The sequence below is a fragment of the Spirosoma soli genome, from assembly GCF_042684525.1.
Taxonomy (GTDB): Bacteria; Bacteroidota; Bacteroidia; order Cytophagales; family Spirosomataceae; genus Spirosoma; species Spirosoma soli.
Map to the genome: position 1 here is coordinate 387,160 of NZ_JBHULN010000001.1, position 12,274 is coordinate 399,433.

Consider the following 12,274-nt stretch of genomic DNA (forward strand, 5'->3'; position numbering starts at 1 on the left):
AATCGGGGGAATCTGTGACAGACGAGCGCGAAGAAATTTTAGAAGAGGACGACGATTTATACGAGCATCACCGCATTGTGGTGGACAAAGGCCAGAGCCCGCTACGTATCGACCGGTTCCTGATGGATCGGTTGCAAAACGCAACGCGCACCAAAATTCAGGCAGCTATCGATGTCGAATCAGTCCGGGTCAATGGTAACGTGACCAAGGCCAGCTACAAGATCAAGCCGTCGGATGTGATCACGATTTCGCTGCCGCATCCCCCGCGTGATACTGATATCAAGCCCGAAAATATTCCGCTCACTATTCACTACGAGGACGATGATCTGCTGGTGCTTAACAAACCGGCGGGTATGGTTGTCCATCCGGCCCACGGCAACTGGGAGGGCACCCTGGTAAACGCTCTGGTGTATCATTTTCAAAACCTGCCCACGTCGCGAAACGGTGATATTCGACCAGGTTTGGTCCACCGAATTGATAAAGATACATCGGGGCTCATGGTTATTGCCAAGACCGAATACGCGATGACCCACCTGGCGCGGCAGTTTTTTGAGCACAGCATCGAGCGTACCTACAACGCGCTTACCTGGGGCGTACCCGAACCAGCCGACGGTACCATTAAAGGCTACATTGGCCGTTCGGCAAAAGATCGTAAAGTGCAGACGATCTACGACGATGAAACCAAAGGCAAATGGTCGGTTACCCACTACAAGACCCTTGAGCCGTTACGTTACGTCGCCCTGGTACAGTGCAATCTGGAAACGGGCCGTACGCACCAAATTCGCGCTCACTTCAAGCACATTGGTCACCCGTTGTTCAATGATGTCATGTACGGCGGTGATCGTGTCCTGCGAGGCAACCCCGTTGGCAGCTATAAAACCTTTGTCGAGAACGCCTTTAAGCTTCTGCCACGGCAGGCCTTGCACGCTAAATCGCTTGGATTTATGCATCCGAGTACCCAGCAGTGGCTCCAATTCGACTCCGACTTACCTGACGATTTTCAGGCCGTCCTCGATAAATGGCGCAAGTACGTAGTACCGTGAGTGAGCTCACTTAACTAACTGCACCAATCTACCACCAACTACACCTAACACAACCATGATTTCAATTCGCCCTGGCACCCGTGCCGATATTCCACAGGCCTTTGCCCTGGTTACTGAACTTGCCGTCTACGAAAAAGCCGCTGATCAGGTTACCAACACCGCCGAGCAGATGGCCGAAGATGGGTTCGGGCCGAACCCTTTGTTTGGAATCCTCGTAGCCGAAGATTCTGACACGCAGAAAATCGTAGGCATGTCGATTTATTACTTTCGGTATTCAACCTGGAAGGGCAAGCGGCTGTATCTTGAAGATATCATTGTAACCGAAGATTTTCGGGGGTATGGCATCGGCAAACTTCTGCTCGACGCGACTATTGAGATGGCTCACGAAACCAAATGCACCGGTATGATGTGGCAGGTTCTGGATTGGAACCAGCCTGCCATTGGTTTCTATCAACAATTCGGTACCCGCTTCGACGACGGCTGGACAAATTGCCATTTAGACTTCTAGCATAGGGCTGGGGGCTCAGGGCGAAGGGGTTTTACGCTTCCTTGGCCCTATGCCCCCAGCCCTATGCCTAAAAACCCTATCTTTGCGCTTCCGACTAGAGATTAAGCATGACGTATCGTCAACGTAAGGCACTCCGCATTGCCGGATGGATTTTCCTGGGTATTTTTTTGCTGGCTGTTGCAGGGGTTGGCATTGCCTATTCCAAGCGTGAAAGCTTGCTGCAAACCGCCTTAGACCGGGCCATTCGCAAGGCAAAGCGGGATTACACACTCAACGTTCATATTGGTTCAGCCAGGTTTACAGGCTTCAGTTCGTTGGCCTTCTCCGATATTTCGGTCGTACCTGATAACCGGGATAGCCTCGCACGTATCGAAAAAGCCGAAGTAAGCGTTCGTTTCTGGCCACTCCTCATGGGTAAGGTAGCACTCTCGGGGCTAACCCTCGATAATGGTCTGGTACAGGTTGTCAAACGTGACTCGCTCACGAATATTGATTTCTTGCTACGCCGTAAACGCAAGGACTCTACGGTAACGTCGAGTCGGAGAACGGACCTGTCTGATGTTGCCGAAAACATCATCGACAATGTGTTGTCCAAGATTCCAGATGACCTCAACGTCCGCAATCTGGAGTTTAGAGGTATGGACAACAAAGACACCGTCAGCTTACTCACGCAGACAGCCTACATTGCGGATGAGGCCGTTAACTCGACCCTTAAAGTCAATGGAAATCAGGCTACCTGGCACGTAACCGGAACGGCGGACCCGGCCGACCGCGAATACAACGTTGCGCTCTATGCTGAGGGGAAACCACTCGAACTGCCTTACATCTTCGAAAAATACAAGCTGAAACTACAGGCCGACACGCTGCGGGCCGAACTCCGCGATGTGGGTCGCTCTGGAGGGGAGTTCCGGCTTGAAGGCGCTGGTTCCGTGCGTAACTTACGCATCAACCACCCCGCCATTGCCCGTACCGATGTATTGGTACCTGAGGCTTCCATGGACGCCAATGTATTCGTTGGAGAGAACTACGTCGGCATCGATAGCTCCTCAACGCTCCGTTTAGGTCAAGTCAGCGCCCGACCGTTTCTGAAATACACGCTTAAACCCACTAAAGTGTATGAAGTGCAGTTGCATACAGACCCAATGGACGCCCAGGCCCTGTTCAACTCGTTTCCACAAGGCTTGTTCGAGTCGCTGGAAGGCATGCAAGTGACTGGTAAACTTAGATATGACCTGGCATTTCAGTTAGACACGTCGCTGCCCGACTCGGTTAAATTCAACTCCGGTCTAACCTCCGATGGTTTTAAGGTTCTGAAGATGGGCCGCACTGACTTTGCCGCCATTAACCGGCCGTTCGTTTATACCCCTTACGAAAAAGGCAAGCCCGTCCGGCCTATTGTTGTCGGCCCAGAAAACCCAGACTATACGCCCTTAAATCAGATTGCGCCCGATTTGCGCAACGCCCTCCTGACCTCAGAAGACTATAATTTCTTCACCCACAAGGGCTTCAATGAGAAAGCCTTTCGCGTATCAATTGCGACAAACTTTAAAGAGAAATCGTTTAAGCGCGGGGCCAGTACGATCTCCATGCAATTGGTAAAGAACGCTTTCCTGAACCGCAACAAGACTCTTTCCCGCAAGGTGGAGGAGATTTTAATTGTCTGGTTGATCGAAAACGAGCACATCGTTCCGAAGGATCGCATGTATGAGGTTTACCTGAACATCATTGAGTGGGGCCGTAATATCTACGGCATCGGCGAAGCATCGCGGTACTATTTCGGCAAGAGCCCGGCTTATCTGACGCTGGGCGAGAGTATCTTTCTGGCGTTTGTGGTGCCACGTCCGAAACGGGCGCTCGACTGGTTCTTGCCCGATGGTACTCTTCAGGTACGTAACGTACGAGGCTATTTTCGGCTTATTGGCCGAATTATGGCCCGACGCGGTTTAACAGCTCCTGACTCTGGCGCTTACGGCTTCTACGATGTTCGGTTGCGTGAAGGATTACGTCGGCAGGTGGCCCCCGTCGATTCACTCTCCCCAACGGATAGTTTGTTGATTGACCCGATCAACAATGATGTCGACGAGGAACAGGAGGAAACGAATGGTCTGGGGGGCTTCTTCCGGCGACTGTTTAGAGGTAATAGCGGGCGAACCGATAACCAACCCACCGTTCAGCCAGATCGCCCAAGCACAGACGCTCCCGTTGAAGCAGCACCAACGGACACGGTAAAAAGTCGCAGACAACTACGGCTGGAAAGGCGGGAACGGAAACGTCGCGAACGCGAAGAACAGCAGCGATTAGAACAGGAGAACGGTAGTCAATAAATGTACCGTTTTGATTATTTATTGGCGAGCGCTAATTTCTCAACCGTAGTGATAGTTGCATTGAACGCATCCACAGACGTCGGCTTCGTAATAAAGTCATCTGCCCCCAGCGCTAAGCAGTATTCACGATCTTCGCGCGCTGACGAAGTTGTCAGTATTACGACTGGGGTATCCCGATAGCCCTCCGCTTGTTTAATGAGCTTAAGCACCTCTCGCCCATGCACCATCGGCAAATTCAGGTCCATGACAATTACATCAGGCTGCTCAGTAGCCGCTGCCAGGTAAGGAGCTACTTCGTCGCCCTGCATGATAACGGCGAGTTTGCAGTGAACGCACTTCGCTTTTAACGCATAGCGAAACAAATCAATATCGTCCTGATCATCTTCGATCAGCAAAATGTGTAATGTCTCTTCCATAGAATGGACAGTGGTTAGCGTTTTACTAAGTTTTGTGCCCTAACCACCAGTTTGTCGAATGAAAGTTTAACAAACTGATGATCAGAATGATAGTACAATAGTAATTGAATGTTTCCTATCTTCCTATAGACGTAATTAACTAACATATTTCTTCGGGGCAAGCTAAAATATGTACTTTTGAAAGTATCCTTTTGTCTTTCAATATTTTGATACCTGCTCAACCGACCTCTTACAATCCTTTCCTGGCTGATGGTGGTGAAATGGGCCATCTTATCCGAAAGATGGATTGGACTAAAACGCCCATCGGTCCGCCGGAAACGTGGCCTCTTACGTTACGTACGGCCGTGAATATTATGCTGGATACCCGCTTTCCGATGGCCATTGCCTGGGGACCAGCGTTCACCATGCTCTACAATGATGGCTATCGGCCTATGATTGGCTTAAAGCACCCTCAGGCAATGGGTGCCAGCGCTCAATACATTTTAGCTGAGATATGGGATTCTATCGGGCCACTTTTCAATCAGGTCATGACAGGGCAGGCCGTTGTATTTGACGATTTCCTGGCTCCTTTATATCGTAACGGCTTTTTGGAAGAGTGTTATTTTGACTTCTCATACAGTCCAATTCGACTCGAAGATGGTCAGACGGGGGGCGTACTGGTAACCATTTCAGAAACTACAGACCGGGTCATTCGGGAACGTCGCTCTCAGACATTACGTGATGTAGCCGCCTATGTTGCCCATGTAAAAACAGACCAGCAGATAAGCGAAATGCTCAGGCATACTCTAGCGCACAACGCCAAAGATGTTCCCTTTGCGTTACTGTATCAGGTGCAGAAAAATTCGCAAGAAGTCAGACTGATCGATAGTGTTCGCGCGGAGAGTTACGCCATTGACGCTCCAGCTGTTATTGATTTGACCCAGGCCGCATCCACTCAATGGGCAGGCTTGGCGCATGCTCTCCACACCCGACAGCCCCAACGATTAACCAGCCTTTCAAACAACGCTGATACTCTGTTAACCAGGAATGAGCCATCAAAGGATTGGCCGGAAATGGTCTGCGAGGCTTATGTGCTACCAGTTTACCAACCAGGTCGAGACCAGGCTTATGGCTTACTAATTGTAGGCGTTAATCCCCATCAAGCTTACGATGGCGATTATCAGTTATTTTTTGAATCGCTAGCTAACTACATCGTAACGGCTTTTTCGAACGCAGCCGTTTTAGAGGAAGAACGCGCTCAGGCACAGGCCCAGTTAGAGGTGGAGCGAACTAAGTTCATGATCCAGACCGAGGCTAATAAGCAGCTTCGTTTATTGTTCGAACAAGCCCCGGTCGCCATTTGTATTCTTCGCGGTCCAGAATTCATTGTGGAGCTTGCCAACGAACGGCAGTACCAGATCTGGGATCGGGAAGCATCGCAAATGATAGGCAACCCCCTGTTTAAAGTCATCAATGAATCCCGCCAACTTGGCATTGAGGAACTCCTGCAGAACGTACTGCAAACGGGCCAGCCCGCTACCGTCACCGATCAGATGACGACGCTGTTCCGCAGGGGCACTTTAGAAACTGCCTATTTTAGTGCATCGTACCAACCCATTCACGATTCTGACGGCCGGGTAAACAGTGTGTTGGTGGTTACCAATGAAGTTACCCAATCTGTGGTTGCCCGCCAAAAGCTTGAAGAAAGTGAAGCCCGCTTCCGTACGGTGGCCGACACGGCGCCGGTTATGATCTGGATGTCGGGCCTTGACAAACTATGTACGTTTTTCAACAACAGTTGGCTTGCCTTCACGGGTCGGACTATGGAGCAGGAATACGGTAATGGCTGGACGGCAGGGGTGCATGAAGATGACCTGAAGCGCTGTCTAACTACTTACACAACCTCGTTCGACGCCCGTCAACCGTTCTACATGGAATACCGGCTTCGTCGGCACGATGGCGAGTACCGCTGGATTGCGGATTCGGCAACACCCCGTTTTACAGCCAACGGCCATTTTGAAGGATACATTGGGGGTTGCATAGACATTCACGAAAACAAAACGCTAAACGAAGCGCTCGAAGCGCGGGTAAACGAACGTACTGAAGCGCTCCGTAAAGCCAACTACAACCTGGAGCGCTCCAACTTCGACCTTATGCAGTTTGCGTCGGTCGCTTCGCACGATCTGAAAGAACCTCTTCGCAAGATTCAGGCGTTTGGTAATATTTTGCAGACAACAGCCGCGGACAAGCTCGATGATGTTGAACTGGATTATTTTAATCGAATGATCAATGCTTCGGGCCGAATGCAGGATTTGGTCGATGACGTGTTGAACCTGTCCAAGTTATCATATCAATCCCTTATTTATACTGATACAGATCTAAGCGATGTCATTCGGCGCATAACAGACGATCTGGAAATCAATATCCTTGAGAAAGGGGGCAAAGTGCAAGTCGGTGAACTTCCCACTATTGAAGCGAACACGGGACAGATTCACCAACTGTTCCAAAATCTGATTAGTAACGCGCTTAAATTTAGTGCTGGCGCCACACCACTAGTTCATATTGAGCAAGCACCCGTCAGCGAATCTGAATCAAACCGATTTCATATTAAAGCGTCCGATTACGTGAGTATTCATGTTCGGGACAATGGCATTGGCTTCGACGAAACCTACCGGGAAAAGATTTTCGGCCTTTTTCAGCGTCTCCACGGAGCGCGGTACGGCGGTACAGGAATTGGGTTGGCTATCTGTAAGAAAATTGTAGATAACCACCACGGCTTCATTTATGCCGATGGCATACCCAACCAAGGAGCCACCTTCACGGTTATTTTGCCCTTAAAACAAGATTAGCGAGTTATTCCAGCAAATCGGGGCGCCGTATTCGCGTCCGCTCCAGCGCCTGCTCATGTCGCCACTCATCAATCTTCGCTTCGTGGCCGGAAAGTAAGATGTCTGGTACCCGATGCCCTTCAAATTCAGCCGGTCGTGTGTACACGGGAGGAGCCAGCAAGTTGTCCTGAAATGAGTCGGTCAAAGCAGACGTTTCATCGTTTAAAACCCCTGGCAATAAACGAATGATGGCATCAGACAGCACACAGGCGGCCAATTCCCCCCCTGACAATACGTAATCGCCGATGCTGATCTCCTTGGTAATAAATAGCGCGCGAACCCGCTCGTCGACGCCTTTATAGTGGCCACAAAGGATAATCAGGTTTTGTCGCAATGAGAGTGCATTGGCTGTTCGCTGATTCAAACGCTCCCCATCGGGCGTCATATAAATAATTTCGTCGTAAGTCCGGTCAGCTTGCAGAGCACGAATACACCGGGCGATTGGCTCAATCTGCATAACCATACCGGCTCCTCCGCCAAACGCGTAATCATCCACACGCCGGTGTTTATCGGCGGTGTAGTCGCGCAGGTCATGCACGACTACCTCTACGTAGCCGCCCTGCTGCGCCCGCTGTAGAATAGAATGGGCGAAGAAGCTATCCAGCAGTCGGGGCAGGCAGGTGATAATATCAATCCTCATCCGTATCGTCAATATCGCCGTCTACCTCAGAGTGGGCCGCATCCGGCTTGTCGGTGTTGTCTTCCATATAAATCTCCAGCAAACCGTCGGGTAGCGCCACGTTCAACTTCTGCTTGTCGCGGTCCACTGTTCGAACGATGTCGCTGTTGATAGGAATCAACACTTCTTTGTCTAAGTAGTCCATGGCAATCAGATCCTGCGCGTTCATGGCGTACACGCCCCGAACGATACCTAATTCACCTTTTTCAGCATCGACAACCTGATAGCCTACAATCTCATGAAAATAAAACCGGGTTTCATCCGTGATCGGTTCTAATTCTTCCAGGGGTAGATAAGCTCCACAGTTGATAAGCCGCTCAGCTTGTTCAATGGTGTCTACGTCTTCAAAGGCGATAATAGCGCGGCTACCTTTTACAATGGCAATCGATTCAATGAAATAAGGAATCAACTCTCCCCTCACCTCCAGTAACACCGACTCCAGATCGGCATATTCGGCAGGGTTGTCGACATCTAAAAAAAGCACTAGTTCACCACTGACGCCGTGCGTTTTGGTGATATGGCCAAGCTGATAGCAGTCGTCTTTTGTCATGGGTAACGCGGCTGGAAAGCCGCATTGATTAATTAAAGTAGCGACCTTCCGGCCGCGCTACACAAAAAGAGCCTGCTCACAGGAGAACAGGCTCTTCATTAACAAATTTAGCCGAAAAACTATTCCGCTGCCGCAGCATCTGCGGTTGGAGTCTCTTCGGTGGCCGCTTCAGCAGCCGGAGCGTCTTCCGTTGCCGGAGCCTCTGCCACAGCAGTGTCCACTGTGGGCTCTTCAACCTTGTTTTTCTTGGCGATAGCCTCCGCGCGAGCGTCGTTTACTTTACGCTCAGCTTCCAAACGAGCGGCACGAGCCTGCTCTTTGGTTTGGGTTTTAGTTTCAGCAGCCCCCGCTTTGCGATTTTCTTTATCTTCTTTCCAGGCTGAGTATTTTTCATCGGCCTGCTCCTGCGTAATAGCGCCTTTGTTTACGCCCACCTGCAGGTGTTTGCGGTACATGACACCCTCGTGCGACAATACTGAACGAGCAGTATCAGTCGGCTGAGCGCCCACCATGAGCCAATAAACGGCCCGTTCCGACTTCAATGCGACCGTCGAAGGGTCGGTGTTGGGGTTATACGTACCGATTTTCTCAATAAACCGGCCATCGCGCGGAGAGGTTGATTCTGCCACTACGATGTCGTACATCGCCATTTTCTTGCGTCCACGACGCGCTAAACGAATTTTAACAGCCATTTGTGCTTGCTTGGTTTTGATGGGGGACGCATCCCCCGCGTAAAACGTGGCCGCAAAGGTACGGAAATTATTCTGACTTTAACGACTTACTTTGTAAGTAAACTGAATTTTTCGGTTCTCTTGTTCTAAACGATCCACAAAGACGTACTAACCCGTGGCACTTACTCAAACTACCAGGGTCAAATTTTCGAGAATAAAGCATGAAACAGCCCCCCAAATGGCGGAAAAGCCCTACTTTTCCGGTACAAAAGGGCAGCTAATACATCAACTCACAGCTTAACTGTCCATTCTTCGCTGACAATACACATCTGCTCAATGTCGACCTCTTTTAACAGTATACGAGAAAAAGGCTTACTAATAATCACTCAAGATTCGCGTTTACGTTGGCTGTTTCTGTTCTCTCTGCTTATTCAAATCGTCTTTTGTATTACACAGGTAGGTTACCTACATCCTGACCAGCATTTCCAACTCATCGAGTTTTCTTCCTGGCAACTGGGAGAGCCTTCTGGCGCTACCAGTGTGTGGGAGTTAAACAGTCATATTCGGCCAACGCTTCAGGTGTATTTGTTCTCCGGGTTTGTTGAAATTTGTCGCTTTTTTCATATCTACGATGCTTATGTACAACTAACAATCCTGCGGCTTATATTCGGGTTACTGGCATTTATTACGTTCAATGCAATCGGTATTTATTATTTCAAGCACAACCGGGAGTTACTGTATCCAGTACTGTTACTAATCAATCTGTCCTGGACGCTCCCCTACATTCGTACGCTGTTTAGTTCTGAAATGGCCTCGTCCATTGTCTTTTTCAGCGCTATTGTTTTGTATCAAAAAAAAGGAGAAAAATATCTGTATGTATTATTGATAGGTTTTCTGTTCAGCCTCGCGTTTTATCTTCGTTTTCAAACTGCATTCGGTATTCTTGGCTTTGGCGTATGGATGCTGTTCATTGAACGGAAATATATTCGTCTAATACCAATGGCCATTGGTTTTGGTTTTGGAGTAGTCTTTAATCTATTTCTGGATTATCATTTCTATAACCAGTTTGTTTTTACTCCGTATGACTACTTTAGGGTAAATATTCTAGAAGGTAAGGCAGCTGAGTTTGGTACATCCAGTTTTCTGGTATACATCTTCATGATAGCGCTGGTTATTGGTACGCCACCAATTAGCTTTTTTCTTTTTTATTATACATTGAAAGGCGCTATACAGCAGTATCGTCAACCGTTAGTTTTCGCAGTAGTATTTTTTGTTGTAGGACATTGCCTGGTCGCTCACAAAGAAGAACGTTTCATATTTCCAGTGCTGAATGTGCTGCCAATTATAACCGGTTGGGGCTTACCCTCATTCATTACCTATTATCAACACGCACAAAAAAGAATCCGCAGCTTTCTAAAAGGAGTACTGACTATTAGTATAGGCCTCACTATACTGGTGTTTGTGGTATTACCGCTCAATCCGTATTCGCAATCAATTGAGTTTTCCCGCAAGTTGGTTAACAAATTTGAAGGGTCAAACCCAACTATATACTGTCTGGCCCGGACGCCTTTTCAAACGGAAAGTGGCCTTCCTTTAACGTTTTATCGCAGAAGCGCGCCAAACATTAAGGTAGTTAAATTTTACAACGCAGATTCAGCCCAGTATCTAAAGAACGCTTGGCTGGTTACTACGTATAACGATGCTAAACCTAAACTGACTTACTTGGACAGCTTAGGCTTCAAACCACAGTTTTATTCTTCTACTATGTTATGGAATATCAACAGGTTTTTACAAGCAAAAAATGTAAATACTATTAATGAAATTTGGGTCCTTTATAAAAAAGATAATTGATGTACTGTAAATAGACCAGTAAATTTGATCAATAGTAAGCTAAATGTATCGCATCTGTTTAGGCTTAGGCCTTTATTCCGACAAGTAATGAAGTTCAAGATAGAGCCGACGTTATATGATTCATTTAAGCCAGCTTTTCGATGGACAGCTTTGTTTATACTTATCAAGTTTTGTGAAAATCTATTAATTAACTCAGCCTTTATTTTCTTATATGGGCCTTTACTATTTATTATGTATTTAGGTCAGGTCGCCTTTCTTATCTCATCAATAGTGTACTGGGCCCGGCGCAGGAATCAAGTGGATAAGCCCTATGCTCCTTTTTTGTTTAGTTTGTCGGCATTTGTTTTTATGCTATACTTTCCATTCACAAAACTTACACTGGGCATTGATTTCCTTTTAAAGAAAGGCGACAGAGAAAAGGTAGTTAAAATGATTACAGCCAGAGAGATATACTATGATGTAAATAAATCTTCTAGTGTTCAAATACCTAATGAGTACGCAAACTTATCCGCCGGTGAACCCAATGTAGTTGTAGAAGAAATCAGCGAAAAAACATGCGTATTCTTTTTTACCTTTAGAGGAATTTCAGATAATTTTTCCGGATTTGTTTATGTACCTAATGAGCAGGTTATCAAGAAAATCAAATCAGGGCAACACAGAGGAAGTTATATTTTCTACGATCCAATAGAAATAACAAAAGTTACAAACCACTGGTATTTCGTAGCCAACACTTGATGAAACAATACCTTACTGCTGATGAGCGTCTTCAAGAATGCATCAACTCTTATTGTTTCATCCCGCAAAACCCAATAATGATAAAAAATCCCTCCCAATCCAGGCCTATAAGCCGGGTTCTGTCCTCCGATTTGCATCGAATGGCTTATCATTTATCTAGGATGCCGGTCACCCGACACCTCGTTCGACCTACCCGCGTCGGTGTTGGCCCTTACGGACCGCTGGCGACGAGCAGCCGCGCGTCCGACGCTTATTTGGTCTTTCAGCCCCTAAGGGTTGCCGTGCCCCGTTGGTCACCCACCGGGCGGTAGGCTCTTACCCCACCGGTTCGCCCTTACCAAGTTTAAAGGCGAAAGAGTGAAAGAGTAAAAGAGTGAATTGGCTGCGGTAGCCTTTTACTCTTTCACTCTTTCGTCCTTTCACTCTTTAATTCTGGCGGTATGTTTTCTGTTGCCCTGTCTGTCGAACGGCCGTTCCCAGCCGTCCGCCTTCCCGTTAGGAAGTAGGGTGCTCTACGCTGCCCGGACTTTCCTCACCTGAATGGTCAGGCGCGACAAGCCAGCCTGGATTGGTTGGGGGCTACAAAGATACGGTCATTCGTCGTCATAAATAGTCATTTGTTGTTTTTCA

The 12,274-nt window shown here is 48.1% G+C and carries 10 protein-coding genes and 1 other RNA gene; 6 read left to right on the forward strand and 5 right to left on the reverse strand.

The features are described from left to right. Window positions 1-14 precede the first annotated feature (14 nt). The 3 genes from ACFSUS_RS01480 to ACFSUS_RS01490 all read left to right on the forward strand — a co-directional run bounded on the left by ACFSUS_RS01480 (window position 15) and on the right by ACFSUS_RS01490 (window position 3,875). Window positions 15-1,043, forward strand: coding sequence for an RluA family pseudouridine synthase (locus ACFSUS_RS01480; RefSeq protein ID WP_381518073.1), 1,029 nt, complete (start codon window positions 15-17; stop codon window positions 1,041-1,043). A gap of 55 nt (window positions 1,044-1,098) precedes the next feature. Next, window positions 1,099-1,551, forward strand: a complete 453-nt coding sequence (locus tag ACFSUS_RS01485; RefSeq protein ID WP_381518077.1) for a GNAT family N-acetyltransferase — start codon at window positions 1,099-1,101, stop codon at window positions 1,549-1,551. A gap of 107 nt (window positions 1,552-1,658) precedes the next feature. Beyond that, window positions 1,659-3,875 carry a transglycosylase domain-containing protein gene (locus tag ACFSUS_RS01490; protein WP_381518081.1) on the forward strand — a complete coding sequence of 739 codons (2,217 nt, stop codon included), beginning with the start codon at window positions 1,659-1,661 and terminating at the stop codon, window positions 3,873-3,875. A 14-nt stretch (window positions 3,876-3,889) separates the two neighbouring features. On the opposite strand, the gene ACFSUS_RS01495 is transcribed toward ACFSUS_RS01490, so the two are convergent. Next, a complete protein-coding gene (locus ACFSUS_RS01495) occupies window positions 3,890-4,291 on the reverse strand; it encodes a response regulator (RefSeq protein WP_381518083.1) in 402 nt (133 codons plus the stop codon). A 191-nt stretch (window positions 4,292-4,482) separates the two neighbouring features. Between ACFSUS_RS01495 and ACFSUS_RS01500 the strand changes: the two genes are divergently transcribed. After that, the gene (locus ACFSUS_RS01500; RefSeq protein WP_381518086.1) at window positions 4,483-7,119 is read left to right on the forward strand and encodes a PAS domain S-box protein; all 2,637 of its coding nucleotides are present in this window, start codon (window positions 4,483-4,485) and stop codon (window positions 7,117-7,119) included. 4 nt (window positions 7,120-7,123) lie between these two features. On the opposite strand, the gene trmD is transcribed toward ACFSUS_RS01500, so the two are convergent. The 3 genes from trmD to ACFSUS_RS01515 all read right to left on the reverse strand — a co-directional run bounded on the left by trmD (window position 7,124) and on the right by ACFSUS_RS01515 (window position 9,079). Beyond that, window positions 7,124-7,798, reverse strand: a complete 675-nt coding sequence (trmD, locus tag ACFSUS_RS01505) for a tRNA (guanosine(37)-N1)-methyltransferase TrmD (protein WP_381518089.1) — start codon at window positions 7,796-7,798, stop codon at window positions 7,124-7,126. Beyond that, window positions 7,788-8,387: a ribosome maturation factor RimM gene (gene rimM / locus ACFSUS_RS01510; RefSeq protein WP_381518091.1), complete on the reverse strand. Its 600-nt coding sequence runs from the start codon at window positions 8,385-8,387 to the stop codon at window positions 7,788-7,790. Before rimM ends, trmD begins: the two co-directional genes overlap by 11 nt. Window positions 8,388-8,506: 119 nt before the next feature. Beyond that, a complete protein-coding gene (locus ACFSUS_RS01515; RefSeq protein WP_381518094.1) occupies window positions 8,507-9,079 on the reverse strand; it encodes a 30S ribosomal protein S16 in 573 nt (190 codons plus the stop codon). A gap of 315 nt (window positions 9,080-9,394) precedes the next feature. On the opposite strand from ACFSUS_RS01515, the gene ACFSUS_RS01520 reads away from it, so the two are divergent. Then, the gene (locus ACFSUS_RS01520) at window positions 9,395-10,909 is read left to right on the forward strand and encodes a glycosyltransferase family protein (protein ID WP_381518097.1); all 1,515 of its coding nucleotides are present in this window, start codon (window positions 9,395-9,397) and stop codon (window positions 10,907-10,909) included. 87 nt (window positions 10,910-10,996) lie between these two features. Continuing rightward, window positions 10,997-11,644, forward strand: coding sequence for a hypothetical protein (locus tag ACFSUS_RS01525; protein ID WP_381518100.1), 648 nt, complete (start codon window positions 10,997-10,999; stop codon window positions 11,642-11,644). Between the two features lie 92 nt (window positions 11,645-11,736). Here the strand turns inward: ACFSUS_RS01525 and rnpB are convergent. Beyond that, window positions 11,737-12,214: RNase P RNA component class A (rnpB, locus tag ACFSUS_RS01530), an RNA gene on the reverse strand. Window positions 12,215-12,274 lie beyond the last annotated feature (60 nt).

Excerpts from the sequence above, each read along its gene's own strand:
- ACFSUS_RS01485 (WP_381518077.1), top strand. The coding sequence starts at position 1,099 with ATGATTTCAATTCGCCCTGGCACCCGTGCCGATATTCCACAGGCCTTT.
- ACFSUS_RS01490 (WP_381518081.1), top strand. The coding sequence starts at position 1,659 with ATGACGTATCGTCAACGTAAGGCACTCCGCATTGCCGGATGGATTTTC.
- ACFSUS_RS01495 (WP_381518083.1), bottom strand. The coding sequence starts at position 4,291 with ATGGAAGAGACATTACACATTTTGCTGATCGAAGATGATCAGGACGAT.
- trmD (WP_381518089.1), bottom strand. The coding sequence starts at position 7,798 with ATGAGGATTGATATTATCACCTGCCTGCCCCGACTGCTGGATAGCTTC.
- rimM (WP_381518091.1), bottom strand. The coding sequence starts at position 8,387 with ATGACAAAAGACGACTGCTATCAGCTTGGCCATATCACCAAAACGCAC.
- ACFSUS_RS01515 (WP_381518094.1), bottom strand. The coding sequence starts at position 9,079 with ATGGCTGTTAAAATTCGTTTAGCGCGTCGTGGACGCAAGAAAATGGCG.
- ACFSUS_RS01520 (WP_381518097.1), top strand. The coding sequence starts at position 9,395 with ATGTCGACCTCTTTTAACAGTATACGAGAAAAAGGCTTACTAATAATC.
- ACFSUS_RS01525 (WP_381518100.1), top strand. The coding sequence starts at position 10,997 with ATGAAGTTCAAGATAGAGCCGACGTTATATGATTCATTTAAGCCAGCT.